We start from the raw sequence: 18,001 nt of genomic DNA, 5'->3' as shown, positions 1-18,001 counted from the left end.
AAGCTTGCAGCACCGGTCGCAGCACGTCAACACTTCGTCACGACACAACACCCCGCCGCCGGCGAACCGGGGCGGGGTGTCAGGTGCTGGTGATCAGATGCGCCGAGTCAGGCGCGGCGCTGGGTCGCCCAGTCGCGGATCAGCTCGATGCGATCCTTCAGCTGGATCGACGAGGCATGCGCGGCGGCCGGACCGCCGAGCTTGCGGCGCAGGTCGTTGTGGATCACGCCGTGCGGCTGGCCGGTGCGGTGGTGCCAGGCGGCGACCAGACCGTTCAGCTCGCGGCGGAGCAGCGCGATCTGCTCGTGGGTGGCCAGCTCGGTCGGCGTCGGGTCCTCGCGGTCACTCGTGGACCGCGAGGACTTCTTCTGCGCGGCCAGCGACTTCTGCTGGCGCTTGTGCAGCAGCTCCCGCACCTGGTCGGGCTCCAGCAGGCCCGGCAGACCGAGGAAGTCCAGCTCCTCGTCGGACGCGTTCTCGCCGCCGGTCCCGTAGTCACCGCCGTCGAACACCACCCGGTCGAAGCTCGCGTCCGACCCGAGCGCCTCGAAGTTGCCCTCGAGCTCGTCGCTGGCGCCCTCGGCCTGGTTCGCCTGCTTCAGCAGGTCGTCCTCGAGGGCGAAGATGTCGCCGTCCTCGTTCGTGTTCTTCCGGCCGAGGACGTGGTCGCGCTCGACCTCCATCTCGGCCGCGAACCCGAGCAGCCGGGTCACCGAGGGCACGAACACCGACGCCGTCTCGCCGCGCTTGCGGGCCCGCACGAACCGCCCGACGGCCTGCGCGAAGAACAGCGGCGTCGACGTCGGTGTCGCGTACACGCCGACGGCGAGCCGCGGTACGTCGACGCCCTCGGACACCATCCGCACGGCGACCATCCACCGGGAGTTGTCCTCGGAGAACTTCGCGATCTTCTTGCTCGCCGCCTTCTCGTCCGACAGCACGACGGTCGGCGCCTCGCCGGTGAGCTCGCGCAGCGTCTTCGCGTACGCGCGGGCGGTGTTCTGGTCGCCCGAGATCACCAACGCTCCGGCGTCCGGCATGTGCCGGCGTACCTCGGTCAGCCGCTTGTCCGCGGCCGCCAGCACCGCGCCCATCCACTCTCCGGCCGGGTCCAGCGCGGTGCGCAACGCCTGGGCAGTCAGGTCCTTGGTGAGCGGCTCGCCCAGCCGCGCGGCGATCTCGTCACCGGCCTTGGTCCGCCACCGCATCTCACCGGAGTACGACATGAAGATCACCGGGCGAACGACGTGGTCGCGCAGCGCGTGCCCGTACCCGTACGTGTAGTCGGCCTTGCTCCGGGCGACGCCGTCGTGGCCCTCCTCGTACGTCACGAAGGGGATCGGGTTGTCGTCGCTGCGGAACGGCGTCCCGGTCAGGCAGAGCCGGCGGGTCGCGGGCTCGAAGGCCTCGCGGACACCGTCGCCCCAGCTCAGGGCGTCACCGCCGTGGTGCACCTCGTCGAGGATCACCAGGGTCTTGAACCGCTCGGTCCGGACCCGGAACGCCAGCGGGTTCACCGCGACGCCCGCATACGTCACCGCGACGCCCTGGAAGTCCTTGTTGGTCTTGCCGCGGCGCCCGGCGAACGCGGGGTCGATCGAGATCCCCGCCCGGTCCGCGGCATCGGCCCACTGCACCTTGAGGTGCTCGGTCGGCGTCACCACGGTCACCCGCTCGATCTGCCGCCGGTGCAGCAGCTCGGCGGCCACCGTCAGCGCGAATGTCGTCTTGCCCGCGCCCGGTGTCGCCACCGCGAGGAAGTCCCGCGGGTTGTTGTCCAGGTACAGCTGGAGCGCCTCGGCCTGCCAGGCTCGCAGCTTGCTCGCGGTCCCCCACGCTGCGCGATCCGGATAGGCCGGTGGCAGGACAGCAGGGTTGGCCGGCACGTGCGAATCCACAGACAGCTACTCCCCCGAAGGTCGACAGTGTGCCGGGCAGGAAGGTTACCCGAGATCCGTTACGAGATCAGATCGGCAGGCACCACCGTCACGTCGTACGGACTCGTCAGGTGCGCCGCTTCATCGCCGGTCACCTTCGCGACCTGCACAAATGCGCCGTCCTGCAGTTCCCAGGCGATCAGGCTCGGCGTGTCGGGATCCACCACCCAGTACGCCTGGCAACCAGCCGCCTCCAGCCGCGAGAACTTCACCATCAGGTCGAAGCGCCGCGTGCTCGGCGACAACACCTCGACCGCCAGCAAGGGTGCGACCGGCAGATCGTGCTCGCCGAAGTCCTCGCGCGCAGCGACTACCAGATCCGGTTGCAGCACGGTGTCCGTGGCCAGGACCACGTCGACCGGCGCGAACAGCACCAGCAGCTCGGCCGGACAGGCCCGCTTGAGGATGTCGTTGAGGTTGCTGGCGATGATCTGGTGCCGGATGGCCGGGGCCGGGGTCACGAGCAACACCCCGTCGATGAGCTCGTACCGGTGCCCGTCATCGGGCATTCGAGCGAGATCGGCCCTTGTCAGCGGTCCGAAGGGCTGCCAGGGCACCGCTGGTTGGGTCGGGATGGGTTCCACGAGACTCATACTGCCTCCTCTGGTCGGTCACGGCAGAGAAGGTGCCGTGATCTGCCCCTGGATTCCCCGGGATTCCCCGAGCTGTGGAAAAGTTCCTGGTCTGCTGGTGATGCGTCCTACACTCGGGGGTATGAGCACACAGCTGACCCCCGGCGCGGAGACGGTTGTCGACGAGCGGACGCAGACGTCGCCGGCCGAGCCTGGCGATCACGAGCGGTTCTCGCACTACGTGCCGAAGGACAAGCTGACCGAGGCGATGGTGATGGGCACCCCCGTCGTCGCCCTCTGCGGCAAGGTCTGGGTCCCGAGCCGCGACCCGCAGCGCTTCCCGGTCTGCCCGGAGTGCAAGGAGATCTGGGACTCCCTCAACCCCGGCGACGACGACCAGGACGGCGACGAGTAGTCCCCCGGAAGGGGTTAGTTGAGCGTTGGGTCGTCGGGGTAGGTGGCCAGGTAGGCCATCTGGTCGTTCTGACGGCGGAGGACTCGGCGCCAGAGAGTGTCGGGGTCGTGGCCGAAGACGTCCTCGGGGTGGGATTCGACGACGTACCAGGCGCCTTCGGCGATCTCGCCCTCGAGCTGGCCGCTGGACCAGCCGGCGTAGCCGGCGAAGATGCGCATCCGGGTGATCGCGCCCTCCAGCAGCGCCGGTGGTACGTCGAGGTCGATCAACCCGATCCGGCCGAAGCACTCCCGCCAGCCGGGCGGGTCGGTGGTGTCGATGACCTCTGCGACCGCGAGTGCACTGTCGGTGCCGACAGGCCCGCCCATGAACAGCACGCCGGGCTCGTCGACCGCGGACGACCAGTTCGGCAGCACCTGGTCCACGGACAGGTCGGCGGCGCGGTTCACCACCACCCCGAGTGCGCCGTCGTCGTCGTGATCCAGCAGCAGGATCACCGACCGGCGGAAGGGCGGCTCGTCGAGCAACGGGGTCGCCACCAGCAGCGAACCGGTCAGGGTCGAGACCGTCATACCTCCATCATGGCGTACGACGGGTCGCCCGTGACCCCAGCCAAGCGCCCAGCGCGACCCCGGCCAGGTCGGCCAAGGCGTCGAACGGGTCGCCGTCGCGCTGCGGCAGCAGCCAGTGCTGCACCAGCTCGCTGACCACCGCGTTCGCGACGAGAGCTCCGAGCAGCCAGCGCGCCGGCACACCGACCTTGAGACCGGTGAACGCCACCGCCGCGAACAGGAAGCAGTGCGCGATCTTGTCCACCTGCGGCAGCCCGACGTGCGGACCCGCCTCGCGCGGCGCGTAGACGCCGTACAGCTGCAGTGCCACCGCCGCCACGAAGGCGATCCGCCAGGCCCAGACCCGTACCCGCGACCCGGTGGCCGGCCCCGTCAGCGTAGAAGTCACCTGTCCACCGTACTCACAGCGCGGGAGCGTCGTCCGGGTAGCTCTCGTGGGCCGGAGCCTTGCCGCCGGCCGCCTCACGAACGGCGTGGGCCACCATCGTGTGCACCTCCGGGTGGAAGACGCTCGGCACTATGTAGCTGGCGTTCAGCTCGTCGTCGGTCACCACGCCGGCCAGGGCGCGCGCGGCGGCCAGCTCCATCTCCACCGACACCTTGGACGACTGCGCGTCGAGCAGACCGCGGAAGACCCCCGGGAAGACCAGCACGTTGTTGATCTGGTTCGGGTAGTCGCTGCGGCCGGTCGCGACCACGGCGGCGTGCTCGCCGGCCTCGGCCGGGTCGACCTCGGGCACCGGGTTCGCCAGCGCGAACACGATCGCGTCCTCGTTCATGGTGGCGATGTCGGCGCCGGTCAGGATGTTCGGCGCGGAGACGCCGATGAACACGTCCGCGCCGGCCAGCGCACCCTTCAGGTCGCCGCTGTACTTGGCGGCGTTGGTGTTCTCCGCGATCCAGCGCAGCTCCGGCGACAGCCCGTCGCGCTCGGGGTGGATGACGCCGCCGATGTCGGCGACACAGGTGTCCTTCACGCCTGCCGCGAGCAGCAGCTTCAGGATCGCCGTACCGGCGGCGCCCGCGCCGGACAGCACGACCCGCACGTTGCTGATGTCCTTGCCCACCACGCGAAGCGCGTTGTACAGCGCGCCGACGACGACCACCGCCGTACCGTGCTGGTCGTCGTGGAAGACCGGGATGTCGAGCTCCTCACGCAGCCGGGCCTCGATCTCGAAGCAGCGCGGCGCGGAGATGTCCTCGAGGTTGATCCCGGCGAAGCCCGGCGCGATCGCCTTGACGATCGAGACGATCTCGTCCGGGTCCTGGGTGTCCAGGCACAGCGGCCAGGCGTCGATCCCGGCGAACCGCTTGAACAGCGCGGCCTTGCCCTCCATCACCGGCAGCGCGGCCTTCGGGCCGATGTTGCCCAGGCCGAGGACGGCCGAGCCGTCGGTGACGACCGCGACGCTGTTGCGCTTGATGGTCAACCGGCGCGCGTCGTCGGGGTTGTTCGCGATCGCCAGGCAGACCCGCGCGACACCCGGCGTGTAGATCATCGACAGGTCGTCACGGTTGCGGATCGGGTGCTTGGCCTCCATCGAGATCTTGCCGCCGAGGTGCATCAGGAAGGTCCGATCCGAGACCCGGGCGATCTCGACGCCCGGTACGGCGCGCATCGCCTCGACCAGGCGGCCCGCGTGCTCGGTGTCGGCCGCCGCGCAGGTGACGTCGATCCGCAGCCGCTCGTGGCCGGACGCGGTCACGTCGAGCGCGGTGACCAGACCGCCGGCCTGCTCGACCGCGGTCGTCAGCTTGCTCACCGTCGAGCCGCCGGCGGGCACCTCGAGGCGAACGGTGATGGAGTACGAAACACTCGGCAAGGCAGTCACGCGGGTGATCCTCTCACGTCACTGGTCATGCTCCGAGGTTACGTACGTTAAGTGCACGGCGGACCCCTGGGTAATCCATTACTCGCCCGGCATACTGGTCGGTCAGGAAGGGAGCCAGAGTGCCGACTGTCAGCGACGTGGCCGCACGGGCCGGGGTGTCGACGGCGACCGTCTCCCGGGCCCTGAACGGCAAGCCGACGGTCGACCCGGACCTCGCGGCACGGGTACGCCGGGCCGCCGACGAGCTCGGATACCAGCCGAACGGCCCCGCGCGGAACCTGCGCCGCCAGGAGGCCGCGGTGGTCGCGCTGATCATCTCCGACGTGGAGAACCCGTTCTTCACCGCGATCGCCCGCGGGGTGGAGGACGTGGCGCACGAGGTCGGGTACTCGGTCGTGCTGTGCAACTCCGACGAGAGCGCGGAGAAGGAGAGCCGCTACGTCGACATCGCCATCCAGGAACGGGTCGCGGGCGTCATCCTGTCCCCGAGCGGCCCGGCGTCCTCGGTCGCGAAGCTCGCCGCGCGAGGTACGGCGTACGTCGCGGTGGACCGGCCGCTGCCCGGACACGACAGCGACGTCGTGCTGGTCGACACCCGGCTCGCGGCCCGCGAGGCGACCGCACATTTGGTTGCCCAGGGCTACGAACGGATCGGGTGCATCACCGGCCCGGCCGGCGTCCGTACGGCGGACGACCGGCTGGCCGGATACCGCGAGGCGCTGAAGGCCGCCCGGCGGCGCCGGACGACGAAACTCGTCAGGCGCTGCGAGTACAAGGCCGCGGGCGCGCACCGCGCCGCGCTCGACCTGCTCGCACAGCCGGAGCCGCCGGACGCCCTGCTCGTTGCGAACAGCGCGATGGCGGTCGGCGTACTGCAGGCCCTGCAGGAGCGCGGTGTGCGGGCGGGACACGACGTCGGGCTGGTCACGTTCGACGACGCGCCGTGGACGGCACTCGTCGACCCGCCGCTGACGGTCGTCGCGCAACCGGCGTACGAGATCGGCACCGTCGCCGCCCGCCTCCTCCTCGCCCGCATCGCCGACAACACCCGCCCCGCCACCGCCACCACCCTGTCCGCCCGCCTGATCCCCCGCGCCAGCTCCCGCCGCCCCTGACCCCGCCCGGCTCCACTCCGTTTGAGGGGTTCACCTCGCCCGTTGCCCCTTCACCCGCTGCATGCGCGTGGTGAAGGGGTCAGTTGAGAGGTGAACCCCTCAAACGATCGGTGGTCGGGGGGCCGTCAGCCTGTGGGGTTTTCTTCGGCGTAGATCTGGGCCGCGTTGGTGGCGTCGATCAGGCGGGTCGGAAGGATCTGGGACTTCTCGATGGTGCCGCAGTCGACGAGGAGCTTCTTGGCGGCGGCGACGGCTTCCTTGCCGTTGGTCGGGTAGGTGAAGGTGGCGGACAGCCGGCCCTGCTCGACAGCCTTGATGCCGCCGGACGGGATCGGCAGCGCGTCGATGCCGGTGAACTTCATCTCCTTCTCCCGGCCGACCGCCTTCGCGGCCAGGTACGCGCCCTCGGCCATCGGGTCGTTGTGCGAGTAGACGACGTCGATCTTCGGGTTCGCCTTCAGCAGCGCGTCCATCTGGGCCTGGCCCTTCTCCCGCAGCCAGTCACCGCTCGCGGCGGCGATCACCTTGACCTTCGGGTTGCCCTTGATGCCTTCGACGAATCCCTCGTGCCGTTCGGCCTGCGGTGTCGCGCCGGCCAGGCCCTTCAGCTCCACGACGTTGCCGCCCTGCGGCAGCAGCTTCTCGGCGATGTACTTCCCGGCCTCGCGCCCGATCTGCACGTTGTCGCCGCCGATGAACCCGGTGTACGCGTCGCCCTCGACCTTGCGGTCCAGTACGATCACCGGGATGCCCTTGTCGTAGGCCTTCTTCACGACGGCGGTGAGCGGCTTCGCCTCGTTCGGGCTGATGATCAGCAGGTCGATCTGCTGGGTGATGTAGTTCTCCACGTCCGCGACCTGCTTGGCGTTGTCCTGCGCCGCGTCCGCGAACTTCACGTCGAACTGCGGCACCTCCTTGGCCGCGGCCCTGATGTCGTCGTCCATCCGCTGCCGGTACGGCTCGGCGACGTTGGCCTGGCTCATCCCGATCGTGTACTTGCCGTCGGCTCCCTTGCAGGACGTTGACGAGCCCGGCGACGCGGCGCCCGAGGTCCGTTCACTGGTGGTCCCACAGCCGGCCAGCACGAGTGCAGCGACTGCCGCTGCTGCCAACGGAATCTTCACAGAACGCATGACGGAACCTTCCTCACGAGGCGGGGCGGAGTCGCTGCAGCGCGGCGGCGGCAACGATCACCAGTCCCTTGATCAGGAGCTGGATGTTGGAGTCGATGTTGTTCAGGGCAAGGATGTTGTTCAGGACGCCGAGCAGCAGCGCGCCCGCCACCGTCCCGGCCACCGAACCACGGCCGCCCGCCAGGCTGGTGCCGCCGATCACCACCGCGGCGATCGCGTCCAGCTCGTAGCCGATGCCGTCGTTCGGGCTGCCCTGGTTGAGCTGGACGGCGTGCACGATGCCGGCCAGCGAGGCGAGCAGTCCGCAGATCGCGAACACCGCGATCTTCACCCGGACGACCGGTACGCCGGACAGCCGCGCGGCCTTCTCGTTGCCGCCGACGGCGTACAGGTGCCGGGAGAACGCGCTGACCCGGAGGAACACCACCGCGGCGATCGCGACCACCGCGAAGATGATCACCGGGATCGGCACCAGCCCGCCGAAGGTCCGTTCGCCGAGCAGCGCGAACGACGCCGGCGCTTCCTTGGGACCGTCGCCGTACGCGATCGCGACGCCTTGCCCACCGGACCAGATCCGGGCCAGCCCGCGGGCTATCTGCAGGCCGGCGAGGGTGACGATGAAGGACTGGATCCCGATCATCGCGGTCGCGGCGCCTTGCAGGGCGCCGAACACCAGGCCGATCGCGAGCACGAGCACGACGGACGGCAGGAAGCCCCAGTCGTTCTCGACCATCAGGACGGCGGACCCGACCGCGGCGAGCCCGAGGACCGCGCCGACCGACAGGTCGATCCCGCCGATCAGGATCACGAACGTCATGCCGACCGCGATGATCCCGATCTCGGACACGGCGCGGACCACGTTCGCCAGGTTGTCGGCGCTGACGAACAGGATCTCGCCGTTCTTGCGCGGCGAGAAGATGATCGCCGCCACGAAGACCGCGATCAGCCCGAAGACACTCTGGAACCGGAAGAGCGTGGCGGCCAGGCTGCGCTGCTCCACCGGCCCGTCCTGCCCAGGCGCGACGGTTCGGTCCTGTACGTCGGTCATTGCATTCCTCCGACCTCGATTTGTCCCATCGCGGCGGCCAGCAGATCGCCTTCGCCCGAGTCCGCCGTACTGAACGAGGCGACGTCGCGGCCGTCCCGCAGCACGACGACGCGGTCGCAGACGCCGACCAGTTCGGGCAACTCGGACGAGGCGAGCAGTACGCCGAGCCCCTGCGCCGCGAGTTCGCCCAGCAGCCGGTAGATCTCGGCCTTCGCGCCGACGTCGACGCCGCGCGTGGGCTCGTCGAGGAGCAGCAGCTTGGGATCGGTGAGCAGCATCCGCCCGAACACGACCTTCTGCTGGTTGCCGCCGGACAACGTGCCGACCTCGTCCTGCAGGCGCCCGAACTTCAGCCGCAGCCGGTCGGCCGTCCGCACCGACGCGGCCCGCTCCCTGCGGCGCGCGATCACCCCGAGCCGGCCGTACGCCGGGAGGCTCGAGACGACCGTGTTGGCCAGGATCGAGTGGAACAGCACGAGCCCCGACGTCCGCCGGTCCTCCGGGACGAACCCGATGCCGTGGGCCAGCGCCTGCCGCGGCCCGCGCGGGCGGATCGGCTTGCCCTGCAGGAGGATCCGGCCCGTGTGGGTGCCGCCGGGCCCGACGCCGTACAGGTTCTCGAGCAGTTCGGTGCGGCCCGCGCCGAGCAGGCCGGCCAGGCCGACGATCTCGCCGGCGCGGACGGTCAGCGAGATACCGTCGGGGTCGCGGCGGCCGGGCCGCGGGCGGCGGGCCTTCAGCTTCAGGTTCTCGACGCGGAGCAGTTCGTCGCCGGTGGCGCTGTCGGGGGTCGTGAACATGGTCTGCACCGGACGGCCGACCATCGCCTCGACGACCTCCGCGGTACTGAGCTCGCGCGGGTCGAAACTGGTGACGATGCTGCCGTTGCGGAGCACGGTCGCGCGGTCGGCGACCCGGGAGATCTCCTCCATCCGGTGCGAGATGTAGACGATGCCGACGCCGCTCTGCCGGAGCTCGCGGATGACGTCGAACAGCCGCTCGACCTCGGAGCTGGTGAGCGCCGAGGTCGGCTCGTCCATGATCAGCACCCGGGCGTCGAGCGAGATCGCCTTCGCGATCGTGACGAGCTGCTGCTCGCCGACCCGCAAGTCGCCGACCGGCCGCCGCGGATCGAGGCTGACACCGCTGCGGTCGAGCAGTTCGCGGGCCTCGCGTTCCATCCGGCGCCGGTCCACCGTGCGCACCGCGGTCCGCAGCTCGCGGCCGAGGAAGATGTTGTCCGCGACCGACAGGCCCGGGACCAGGTCGAGCTCCTGGTGGATCATCGCGATCCCCGCGGCCTGCGCGTCGGTCGGTCCGCCGAACCGCACCGGCGCGCCGTTGATCGCGATGCTGCCGTCGTACTCGGTCACGTCGCCGGACAGGATCTTCATCAACGTGCTCTTGCCGGCGCCGTTCTCGCCGAGCAGCGCGTGCACCTCCCCGGCGCCGAGCACGAAGTCCACCTCGTGACACGCCCGCACACCGCCGTACCGCTTCCCGATCGCAGTCATCCGCACGAGGTCCGGCACACAACACCTCCGCGATCCGGGCGAGTAATCGATTTCCCGGACGCTAGACCGCGGCCTGCTGACCCGTCAACCCCTCACCACGCCAACGGCCGGAACCGTGACCAAGCTTCCGTGATGCGCCGGTGATCGGGCAGCTGTTCGATCTGGGTGGAAGGTCGGGGCGGACCTCCATCACTCACCAACTCGTCCGGCCGACGCGCGACTCCGCCCGCGGGAGCGTGAGCTCGCACGGGCGGAGACAGTTGGTGAGTGATGGCGGTCCGGGGATCAGCTGCCGGCGACGCTCACCTTTGCGAACAGCGGGCGGCCGCTCGGCGGCATCACGAAGCCCTGGACCCGGGAGCGGACGGCGGCGTTGGACGCGAGCTCGGCGGGGAAGATGCCGACGGCGTCGTCCCAGATCGTCTGGCCGGCCCGCTGGTAGAGCTTCGGGCGGGCCGCCTGGTCGACCGACGAGCGGGCGTCGAGGAGCAGCTTGTCGAGGGCCGGATTGCAGTAGCCGTTGCGCTTCGCGGTGCACACGTACAGGCGGGCCAGGGTGTAGTCGGCATCACCAGTGCCGGTCACGTTGGTCTGCAGGTTCATGTCCCAGTTGAGCTTGCCGAAGTCCTCCAGCCACTGCGCGCGTTCCTTCTCCAGCGGCTTGACCGTGACGCCGATCTTCGCCCAGTCCGAGATCATCGCCTGCGCCAGCGCGCGGATGTTCGGCCCGCCCTCGAGCGGCCACTGCATGGACGTGGTGAAGCCGTTCGGGTACCCGGCATCGGTCAGCAGTTGCTTCGCCTTCGCCGGGTCGTAGGTGTACGGCGACAGCTTCGGCGCGCCGATCACGCCCTGGGCCAGCGGCGCCTGCGCGACCGACGCGAGATCGCCGAACAGGTCCTTCACGGTGCCCTCGAGGTTGAGCGCGTGCCACATCGCCTGCCGCACTCGCTTGTCGGTGAACGGCTTGCGGTTGGAGTTGAACCAGTCGAAGTAGTACGTCCAGCTCGGCGTGGTCGAGTACGTGATCTGCTCGCTGCCCTGCACCGAACCGACCTGGTCCGGCGGGATCTGCGTCAGCACGTCGACCTCGCCGTTCTCCAGCCCGGTGATCCGCCCGGCGACCTCCGGGATGTTCACGAACTCCAGCTTGTTCAGCTTCGGGGCGCCGTCCCAGTACGTCGGGTTCGCGGCGAGCTCGAGCTTCTCGTCGGGCTGGAACGCGGTGACCGTGAACGGCCCGGTCCCGATCGGCTTGTTGAAGAACCCGTCGGTGTCGACCTTGGCGGCCGGCCCGATGAACAGCAGCGTCAGCGAGCTCAGCAACGTGCCGAGCGGTTTGCTGGTCTTCACCGTCACGGTCTGGTCGTCGGTCGCCGCGAACGACGTCACCGTCGAGTACAGCGGTACCAGCGGGCCGTCGAGCTTCTTGTGGCGTTCGTACGACGCGACCACGTCCTTCGCGGTGAACGGCGTACCGTCGGAGAACTTCACGCCGGAGCGGAGCTTGAACACCCACGTCGTCGGGTCCGGGTTCTCCCACGACGTGGCCAGCACCGGCACGATCTTGCCGTCGTCGACGCGGACCAGCGGCTCCATGATCTGCTGGATCGCGGTCTGCACGGCCTCCTCACCGGCGTACTTGTGGGTGTCCAGCGACACCGGGAACATCGCCGGCGCGTACCGCAGGACCTGTTCGCCGCTGCTCGGCTCACTGGCCGGCGAGCAGGCGGCCACCGCGGCCAGTGCGACGGCGCCGAGCGCCGCCGCGAATCGCTTCCTCAGCACAGGGGTTCTCCTCAAAGCGTGTAGGTGGCGACGACCGGATGGTGGTCGGAGGGGGCGCGGCCGTCGTGGAAGAAGTCGACGACCTCACTGGACCGGGCGGCGAGCGGGCCGCGGGCGAAGATCCAGTCGATCGCCTTGGGGGGTGAGGCGAGCGGTGACAACCGGGTCCCGATCGGACCGGTCGCGACCGTCGGCACCACCGGATGGGTCACCGGTGAGTGCCGGCCGAGGGCGGTGAAGCTGTCCAGGAACCCGGCGTTGCCGAGCTCCCACTGCGGTGGGCCGATGTCGTTGATGTCGACGGTGAACAGGCAGGCGTTCTGGCCGGCCAGCCGTTCGAGGGCCTCCCCGATCGCGCGGGCCTGGGCGATCCGGCGGTTGACGTGGTCGGTCCGCTCGTCCGGGTGGCCGGGCCAGGTGAGGTGCGCCGTACTGAAGACCAGCTCGGCTTCGTCCGGCGTGCGGAGCCGGACCCAGAACAAGTGCGCGTCGCGCGACAGGATGCCGACGTCCTCGGCGCCGTGCTCGACGTACGTGAACAGGTCACGCCGCCACCACAGGTTGCTCTGCGTCTCCCAGCCCGCGGTCCCGTCCACGCGGTCGTGATCGGGCAGGACGTCGTCGAGCAGCTTGCGGGTGACCGGCCGGAGCTCCTGTACGGCGAGCAGGTCCGGCGGACGGGTCGTGAACAGGCTCGCGATCGCGTCGCGGCGCTGCTCGAGGTGGAAGTCGGCCCACAGGTTGTAGGTCATCGCCACGAAGGTGAAGGTCATCGGTCCGTCCCGGTCGGCAGGTTGTACGCCGCGAGTCCGTCGAGGCGCAGGATGGTGAGAGAGCAGTTCACGGGCGGGTCCAGCAACAGCTCGGCCCCCGGCTGCAGCTGCAGCGCCGACGCGGCCGCGACCCGGATCGGCCCGCCGTGCGTCACCACCAGCACCCGTCGCACACGCCCGCCGACCCGCGCCCCTGCGTCCGCATCCACCTCGCCGCCCGCACCGTCGTCCGTGGTTGCGTGATCGGCGAGCTCCGTTGCCGCCTCCCACACCCGTGCCCGCAGCTGCGCGAAGGTCTCCCCGCCGCCGCGGGCCACGTCTTCGCCCCGGGCGAAGGCGTCCACGACGTCCGGCTCGTCGGCGTACACGTCGGTGAAGGTCCGTCCGCCCCAGGTGCCGACGTCGATCTCCCGCCATCTCTGGTCGACCCGCACCGGCAGGTGGTCGCAGGTGTCCAGGTACGGCTGCAACGTCTCTTGCACCCGCTGGAGATCGCTCGCGACGATCGCGTCGAACTCGAACGACCGCAGGTACTCCGCGGCCTGCTTCGCCTGTTGCCGGCCGAGCGCGCTCAATCCGGTGCCTTGCTGGCCCTGGTACCGGTGCTCGGCGTTCCAGACCGATTCGCCGTGCCGGAGGAGGACTAGTTCGGTCACGAGGCGGCTCCGGCGAGTTCGGTGGCGAAGTGGCAGGCGGCGGGGTGCGACTCGAGCCGCGTGCTGAGCTCAGGTACGTCGTGCGCGCAGCGGTCCTCGGCCTTCCAGCAGCGGGTCCGGAAGCCGCACCCGGACGGCGGGTCCGCGGGGGACGGGACGTCGCCGCCGATGATGATCTGCTCGCGGGCGGGTTTGTCCCACGGCTTCGGGTCCGGTACGGCGGACAGCAGCGCCTGTGTGTACGGGTGCAGCGGGCGCGTGAACAGCTCGTCCTGGGACGCGGTCTCGACGATCCGCCCGAGGTACATCACCGCGACCCGGTCGGAGATGTGCCGGACGACGGACAGGTCGTGGGCGATGAACAGGTACGCGAGGCCGAGGTCGCGGCGCAGGTCCTCGAGCAGGTTCAGGACCTGGGCCTGGACGGAGACGTCGAGCGCGGAGACCGCCTCGTCGCAGATCACCAGCTTCGGGCGGAGGGCGAGCGCGCGGGCGATGCCGATCCGCTGCCGCTGGCCGCCGGAGAACTGGTGCGGGTACCGCTCGGCGTGGTCGGGGTTGAGCCCGACGCGTTCGAGCAGGTCGCGGACCTCGGCGCGGTGCCGGTTCCGGGGGACGACGTCGGGGTGGATCTGCCAGGCCTCGGCGATGATCTGCTCGACGGTCGCGCGCGGGTTGAGCGACGCGTACGGGTCCTGGAAGATCATCTGCAGCTGGCGGCGGACCCGGCGCATGGATGCCTTGGGCAACGAGGTCAGTTCCTCGCCGTCGAAGACGACGCTTCCCGACCGCGCCTTCTCCAACCCGATGACGGTCCGCGCCACGGTCGACTTCCCCGACCCCGACTCCCCCACCAGCCCCAGCGTCCCGCCGGCCGGGATGTCGAAGGACACCCCGGCGACGGCCTGGATCTGCCCCACGGTCCGCCGCAACACCGAGGACCGCATCGGGAAGGAGGTCTGCAGGTCCCGTACGGACAGCAACGGAGACTCAGTGGGCATGGGTGAGAGCTCCTTCCGGGTGGTGGCACGCGGCGCGGTGGGTGGGACGGCCGGGGAGTTGGCGAAGGTCAGGTTCGATGTCGGCGCACATGGCGTCGGCGTACTGGCAGCGGGGGCGGAAGGAGCAGCCGGAGGGGAGGGACAGGAGGTCTGGTGGGGATCCCTGGATGGGGATCAGGCGGTCGCGGGGCCCGTCGAGGGCGGGGACCGACGCCATCAGGCCCGACGTGTACGGGTGGGCGCTGTGCTCGTAGACCTCGCGGAGCGGGCCCGTCTCGACCACGCGGCCGGCGTACATCAGGACCACCCGGTCGGCGACGTCGGCGACCACGCCGAGGTCGTGGGTGATGAGGACGAGGGACATGCCTTCCTCGGACTGCAACCGGGTGAGGAGCTGCATGATCTGCGCCTGCACGGTGACGTCGAGCGCGGTCGTCGGCTCGTCCGCGATCAGCAGCCGCGGCGACAGCGCGAGCGCCATCGCGATCATCACCCGCTGCCGCATCCCGCCGGAGAACTGGTGCGGGTAGTCGTCCAGCCGCTTCGACGCGGCCGGGATCCCGACCCGCTGCATCAGGTCCAGCGCCGCCGCCCGCGCCTCGCGCCGGGACGCCCCGCGATGCCGCCGGAACATCTCGCCGATCTGCGCGCCCACCCGGAAGACCGGGTTCAGCGAGCTCAGCGGGTCTTGGAAGACCATCGCGATCTCCCGCCCGCGCAGTCCCTTCGCCGCTCCGGGCGCCAGCAGGTCGCGGCCGTCGTACGAGATCGACCCGCCGCACACCCGCCCGGCCGGTTTCGGCACGATCCCCAGCAGGGCCTGGGCGGTCACGCTCTTCCCGCTGCCCGACTCCCCCAGCAGCGCAACGGTCTCGCCGGCATCGACGTCGAACGACGCACCGTCGACCGCGGTCACCACCCCGCCGGCCGTGGCGAACTCGACCCGCAGGTCGCGGACACTCAGCAACGTCATCACAGACTCCTCAGCCGCGGGTCGTACCGGTCCCGGAGCGCGTCGCCGAGCACGCCGAGCGAGATCACCAGGAAGGCCAGCGCGATGCCCGGGATCGTCGAGATCCACCAGGCGTCGGCCAGGTAGTTGCGGCCGTTCGCGATCGTCACGCCCCAGCTGGGCGTCGAGGCCGGGGTCCCGAGACCGAGGAAGCTCAGCGACGCCTCGGCCAGGATCACGTGCCCGATCTCGACCGTCGCGACGACCAGCACCGGCGCGACACAGGCCGGCAGGACGCACCGCGTGACCAGCCGCCAGGTGCCGGCGCCGAGCGTCCGGGACGCGTCGACGAACTCCCGCCGCCGGGTCGCCAGGGCCTGACCGCGGGCGACCCGCGCGAACGTCACCCAGTTCGCCACCGCGAGCACGATCACCACGTTCACCACCGACGGGCCGAGCAGCGCGGCGATGAAGATCGCCAGCAGGATCGACGGAAACGCCAGCTGGATGTCCGCCAGCCGCATCAGGACGCCGTCGAGCCAGCCGCCGAAGTACCCGGCGGCGAGACCGATCGTGACCCCGATCGTCCCGGCCAGCACCAGCGTGGCCAGCCCGACGGCGATCGAGATCCTTGCCCCCTGCAACATCTGCGCGAACAGGTCCTGCCCGACCTGGTCGGTGCCGAAGATCGCGAACGACCCGTCGGACAGCCGCGTGAACGGCGGTTTCAGCCGGTCCGCGGTGCGGGTGCCGACCGGGTCGTACCGGAACAGCCACGGCCCGATCGCCGCGGCCACGACGTACACCGCGATCACCGCGAACCCGAACCGGATCCGGGCCGATCCGGCCCTGGTACGACGGCGCACCGCCACCGGGGCCGGCACGGAAAGCTCGACAGTCAAGGTCAGTCACCCGCCAGACGGACCCGCGGGTCCAAGAAGCCGTACAGGAGGTCGACGAGCAGATTGATCACCACGAAGATCGTTGCCACCAGCAAGATCGAGGCCTGCACGACGCCGTAGTCGCGGCGCCCGATCGAGTCGATCAGCAACCGGCCGACGCCCGGCCACGCGAACACCGTCTCGACGATCACCGTGCCGCCGAGCAGCGCGCCGAACTGCAGCCCGACGACGGTCACGATCGGGATCAGCGCGTTCCGCAACGCGTGCACGAGGACCACGATCCCCTCGCCGAGCCCTTTCGCCCGCGCGGTCTGCACGTAGCCCTCGTGCACGACCTCGAGCAGCCCGCTGCGCGTCAGCCGGACCAGGATCGCCAGGAACGGCAGCGCGAGCGTGATCGTCGGTAGCACCAGGTGCGCCCATGTCCCGGATCCCGCACTCGGCAACATCTTCAGCCCGCGGGCGAACACCAGGATCAACACGATCCCCAGCCAGAACGACGGCGTCGACTGCCCCATCAGCGAGAACACCGAGATCGACCGGTCCACCCAACTGTGCGCGCGGAGTGCGGCAATCACGCCGAGCGGAAGGCCGATCAGCAACGACAGCAGCAACGCGGTGGTCGCGAGCTGGATGGTGGCCGGGACCCGTTGCAGGACAAGGCTCATCGAGTCCGCGTTCAGCCGGAAAGACTCGCCGAAGTCCAGGTGTACGACGTTCGCCAGGTACGTCGCGTACTGCTGGATCAGGGACTGGTCGAGCCCGAGCTGCGCGCGCAGCGCGGCCACCTGCGCCTGGTCGGCGTCCGGCCCGAGCATGATGTACGCCGGGTCGCCGGGGACGAGCCGCAGGACGACGAAGATGATCGTGACGGCGCCCCAGAGGACGAAAAGCGAGAAGAACAACCGCCGGACGACGTACGCCGCCATCAGACGCCGCTCCGCAGCACGGAGACCACGCGCCGCACCTCGTCGACGGACCCCGGCTGGATCAGCTCGGCGCCCAGCGCGCCGGCGCACGAACCGTCCGGCCCTCGCACCGGCACGGCAACCATCCGCGGCAGCGAAGCCACCGGGCGGGCGTTGTGCGCGAACCCGGACACCCGGATCCGCCGCAGGGCGTCGAGCAGATCAGGCGTGCCGGTCACCTGCTCGATCGGAAGCGCGGAGAGGTAGGCCCGCCCGAGCGCGCTCCGCCGCAGCGAGACCGCGTGTCCCGGTCGAACCGGCGAGCGACCGCCGTCCCAGCTCGCAGCCTGGCCGACATCGCCGCTGACGGCCGGGCCGGCGTCGCCGCCCGCCCGCATCCTGCCCACCGCCGCACCGCCGCGCGGCTGCAGCACGCCGTGCGCGCTGCGTGCGTTGGGCGCGCACGCGACGGCACCACGAGTGCCGCCGCCTGCAACGTCGGCGACCTGGAGCACCAGTCCGGCGGTCTTCGGCAGCGGCTTCGCGAGGACGACCAGGCGACCGAGGCGGGCGCCCAGCTCGGCCAGCGAGTGCTCCGGCGACGCCGGGCGTTCCGTCTGCCGAAGGGCGGCGAGGCCGTCCTGGGCGGTGTAGCGATGGTCGTCCACGCGCGTGGCCAGGCCGTGCGCGCAGAAGGTCGCGAGGATGCGGTGAACGGTGCTCTTGTGCAGGCCGACGGTGACGGCCAGCTCTGTGACGCCGTACGGGCGGTCCTCCCGATTGAGCTCGGCCAGGACGGTGAGGGCACGGCTCAGCGACTGCATGGTGCCTCCCAGGGAAGAGGATGCCACCGTGAACGTTAACGGTAGCGTTAATGCACCGT

The 18,001-nt window shown here is 70.3% G+C and carries 18 protein-coding genes; 2 read left to right on the top strand and 16 right to left on the bottom strand.

Features of this window, described 5'->3' with window-relative positions:
* Positions 1 to 107: 107 nt before the first annotated feature.
* Together AB0L64_RS18330 and AB0L64_RS18325 are read right to left on the bottom strand one after the other, a co-directional pair.
* A complete protein-coding gene (locus AB0L64_RS18330; protein ID WP_363711405.1) occupies positions 108 to 1,898 on the bottom strand; it encodes a DEAD/DEAH box helicase in 1,791 nt (596 codons plus the stop codon).
* A 59-nt stretch (positions 1,899 to 1,957) separates the two neighbouring features.
* Positions 1,958 to 2,530, bottom strand: coding sequence for a Uma2 family endonuclease (locus tag AB0L64_RS18325; RefSeq protein ID WP_363711403.1), 573 nt, complete (start codon positions 2,528 to 2,530; stop codon positions 1,958 to 1,960).
* Positions 2,531 to 2,651: 121 nt separating this feature from the next.
* On the opposite strand from AB0L64_RS18325, the gene AB0L64_RS18320 reads away from it, so the two are divergent.
* Complete coding sequence (locus AB0L64_RS18320) at positions 2,652 to 2,924, top strand: DUF3039 domain-containing protein (RefSeq protein ID WP_363711401.1); 273 nt, start codon at positions 2,652 to 2,654, stop codon at positions 2,922 to 2,924.
* 14 nt (positions 2,925 to 2,938) lie between these two features.
* On the opposite strand, the gene AB0L64_RS18315 is transcribed toward AB0L64_RS18320, so the two are convergent.
* Genes AB0L64_RS18315 through AB0L64_RS18305 form a run of 3 tightly spaced genes read right to left on the bottom strand, consistent with a single transcriptional unit; the run spans position 2,939 to position 5,328 of the window.
* Complete coding sequence (locus tag AB0L64_RS18315; protein WP_363711399.1) at positions 2,939 to 3,496, bottom strand: YqgE/AlgH family protein; 558 nt, start codon at positions 3,494 to 3,496, stop codon at positions 2,939 to 2,941.
* A 7-nt stretch (positions 3,497 to 3,503) separates the two neighbouring features.
* On the bottom strand, positions 3,504 to 3,884 hold the full coding sequence (locus AB0L64_RS18310) for a VanZ family protein (RefSeq protein ID WP_363711397.1): 381 nt from the start codon (positions 3,882 to 3,884) through the stop codon (positions 3,504 to 3,506).
* A gap of 13 nt (positions 3,885 to 3,897) precedes the next feature.
* On the bottom strand, positions 3,898 to 5,328 hold the full coding sequence (locus AB0L64_RS18305) for an NAD-dependent malic enzyme (RefSeq protein WP_363711395.1): 1,431 nt from the start codon (positions 5,326 to 5,328) through the stop codon (positions 3,898 to 3,900).
* Between the two features lie 119 nt (positions 5,329 to 5,447).
* Between AB0L64_RS18305 and AB0L64_RS18300 the strand changes: the two genes are divergently transcribed.
* Positions 5,448 to 6,443 (top strand): LacI family DNA-binding transcriptional regulator, encoded by a 996-nt coding sequence (locus tag AB0L64_RS18300; protein ID WP_363711393.1) that lies wholly within the window; start codon positions 5,448 to 5,450, stop codon positions 6,441 to 6,443.
* 125 nt (positions 6,444 to 6,568) lie between these two features.
* Here the strand turns inward: AB0L64_RS18300 and AB0L64_RS18295 are convergent, their stop codons facing one another.
* The 11 genes from AB0L64_RS18295 to AB0L64_RS18245 all read right to left on the bottom strand — a co-directional run bounded on the left by AB0L64_RS18295 (position 6,569) and on the right by AB0L64_RS18245 (position 17,942).
* Positions 6,569 to 7,576, bottom strand: a complete 1,008-nt coding sequence (locus AB0L64_RS18295; protein WP_363711391.1) for a substrate-binding domain-containing protein — start codon at positions 7,574 to 7,576, stop codon at positions 6,569 to 6,571.
* Between the two features lie 13 nt (positions 7,577 to 7,589).
* Positions 7,590 to 8,624, bottom strand: a complete 1,035-nt coding sequence (locus tag AB0L64_RS18290; protein WP_363711389.1) for an ABC transporter permease — start codon at positions 8,622 to 8,624, stop codon at positions 7,590 to 7,592.
* Complete coding sequence (locus tag AB0L64_RS18285; protein WP_363711387.1) at positions 8,621 to 10,156, bottom strand: sugar ABC transporter ATP-binding protein; 1,536 nt, start codon at positions 10,154 to 10,156, stop codon at positions 8,621 to 8,623. The genes AB0L64_RS18290 and AB0L64_RS18285 overlap by 4 nt, the downstream gene beginning before the upstream one ends.
* A gap of 267 nt (positions 10,157 to 10,423) precedes the next feature.
* Positions 10,424 to 11,926 carry an ABC transporter substrate-binding protein gene (locus AB0L64_RS18280; protein WP_363711385.1) on the bottom strand — a complete coding sequence of 501 codons (1,503 nt, stop codon included), beginning with the start codon at positions 11,924 to 11,926 and terminating at the stop codon, positions 10,424 to 10,426.
* 11 nt (positions 11,927 to 11,937) lie between these two features.
* A complete protein-coding gene (locus tag AB0L64_RS18275; protein WP_363711383.1) occupies positions 11,938 to 12,699 on the bottom strand; it encodes an endonuclease/exonuclease/phosphatase family protein in 762 nt (253 codons plus the stop codon).
* Positions 12,696 to 13,355 carry a histidine phosphatase family protein gene (locus tag AB0L64_RS18270; RefSeq protein ID WP_363711381.1) on the bottom strand — a complete coding sequence of 220 codons (660 nt, stop codon included), beginning with the start codon at positions 13,353 to 13,355 and terminating at the stop codon, positions 12,696 to 12,698. The genes AB0L64_RS18275 and AB0L64_RS18270 overlap by 4 nt, the downstream gene beginning before the upstream one ends.
* Positions 13,352 to 14,356, bottom strand: a complete 1,005-nt coding sequence (locus tag AB0L64_RS18265; protein ID WP_363711379.1) for an oligopeptide/dipeptide ABC transporter ATP-binding protein — start codon at positions 14,354 to 14,356, stop codon at positions 13,352 to 13,354. Before AB0L64_RS18265 ends, AB0L64_RS18270 begins: the two co-directional genes overlap by 4 nt.
* The gene (locus AB0L64_RS18260; RefSeq protein WP_363711377.1) at positions 14,346 to 15,329 is read right to left on the bottom strand and encodes an ABC transporter ATP-binding protein; all 984 of its coding nucleotides are present in this window, start codon (positions 15,327 to 15,329) and stop codon (positions 14,346 to 14,348) included. The genes AB0L64_RS18265 and AB0L64_RS18260 overlap by 11 nt, the downstream gene beginning before the upstream one ends.
* Complete coding sequence (locus tag AB0L64_RS18255) at positions 15,329 to 16,210, bottom strand: ABC transporter permease (RefSeq protein WP_363711375.1); 882 nt, start codon at positions 16,208 to 16,210, stop codon at positions 15,329 to 15,331. The genes AB0L64_RS18260 and AB0L64_RS18255 overlap by 1 nt, the downstream gene beginning before the upstream one ends.
* Positions 16,211 to 16,212: 2 nt before the next feature.
* Positions 16,213 to 17,139, bottom strand: a complete 927-nt coding sequence (gene nikB / locus AB0L64_RS18250) for a nickel ABC transporter permease (RefSeq protein ID WP_359936613.1) — start codon at positions 17,137 to 17,139, stop codon at positions 16,213 to 16,215.
* Complete coding sequence (locus AB0L64_RS18245; RefSeq protein ID WP_363711373.1) at positions 17,139 to 17,942, bottom strand: helix-turn-helix domain-containing protein; 804 nt, start codon at positions 17,940 to 17,942, stop codon at positions 17,139 to 17,141. Before AB0L64_RS18245 ends, nikB begins: the two co-directional genes overlap by 1 nt.
* Positions 17,943 to 18,001: the final 59 nt, after the last annotated feature.

Origin of the sequence: Kribbella sp. NPDC051936, from assembly GCF_040680955.1 — a bacterium.
Lineage (GTDB): Bacteria > Actinomycetota > Actinomycetes > Propionibacteriales > Kribbellaceae > Kribbella.
Note: the sequence above shows the minus strand (reverse complement) of the source record. Positions and strands in the feature narration are given on the sequence as shown.

Excerpts from the sequence above, each read along its gene's own strand:
- AB0L64_RS18275 (WP_363711383.1), bottom strand. The coding sequence starts at position 12,699 with ATGACCTTCACCTTCGTGGCGATGACCTACAACCTGTGGGCCGACTTC.
- AB0L64_RS18295 (WP_363711391.1), bottom strand. The coding sequence starts at position 7,576 with ATGCGTTCTGTGAAGATTCCGTTGGCAGCAGCGGCAGTCGCTGCACTC.
- AB0L64_RS18260 (WP_363711377.1), bottom strand. The coding sequence starts at position 15,329 with ATGACGTTGCTGAGTGTCCGCGACCTGCGGGTCGAGTTCGCCACGGCC.
- AB0L64_RS18320 (WP_363711401.1), top strand. The coding sequence starts at position 2,652 with ATGAGCACACAGCTGACCCCCGGCGCGGAGACGGTTGTCGACGAGCGG.
- nikB (WP_359936613.1), bottom strand. The coding sequence starts at position 17,139 with ATGGCGGCGTACGTCGTCCGGCGGTTGTTCTTCTCGCTTTTCGTCCTC.
- AB0L64_RS18290 (WP_363711389.1), bottom strand. The coding sequence starts at position 8,624 with ATGACCGACGTACAGGACCGAACCGTCGCGCCTGGGCAGGACGGGCCG.
- AB0L64_RS18265 (WP_363711379.1), bottom strand. The coding sequence starts at position 14,356 with ATGCCCACTGAGTCTCCGTTGCTGTCCGTACGGGACCTGCAGACCTCC.
- AB0L64_RS18315 (WP_363711399.1), bottom strand. The coding sequence starts at position 3,496 with ATGACGGTCTCGACCCTGACCGGTTCGCTGCTGGTGGCGACCCCGTTG.
- AB0L64_RS18245 (WP_363711373.1), bottom strand. The coding sequence starts at position 17,942 with ATGCAGTCGCTGAGCCGTGCCCTCACCGTCCTGGCCGAGCTCAATCGG.
- AB0L64_RS18325 (WP_363711403.1), bottom strand. The coding sequence starts at position 2,530 with ATGAGTCTCGTGGAACCCATCCCGACCCAACCAGCGGTGCCCTGGCAG.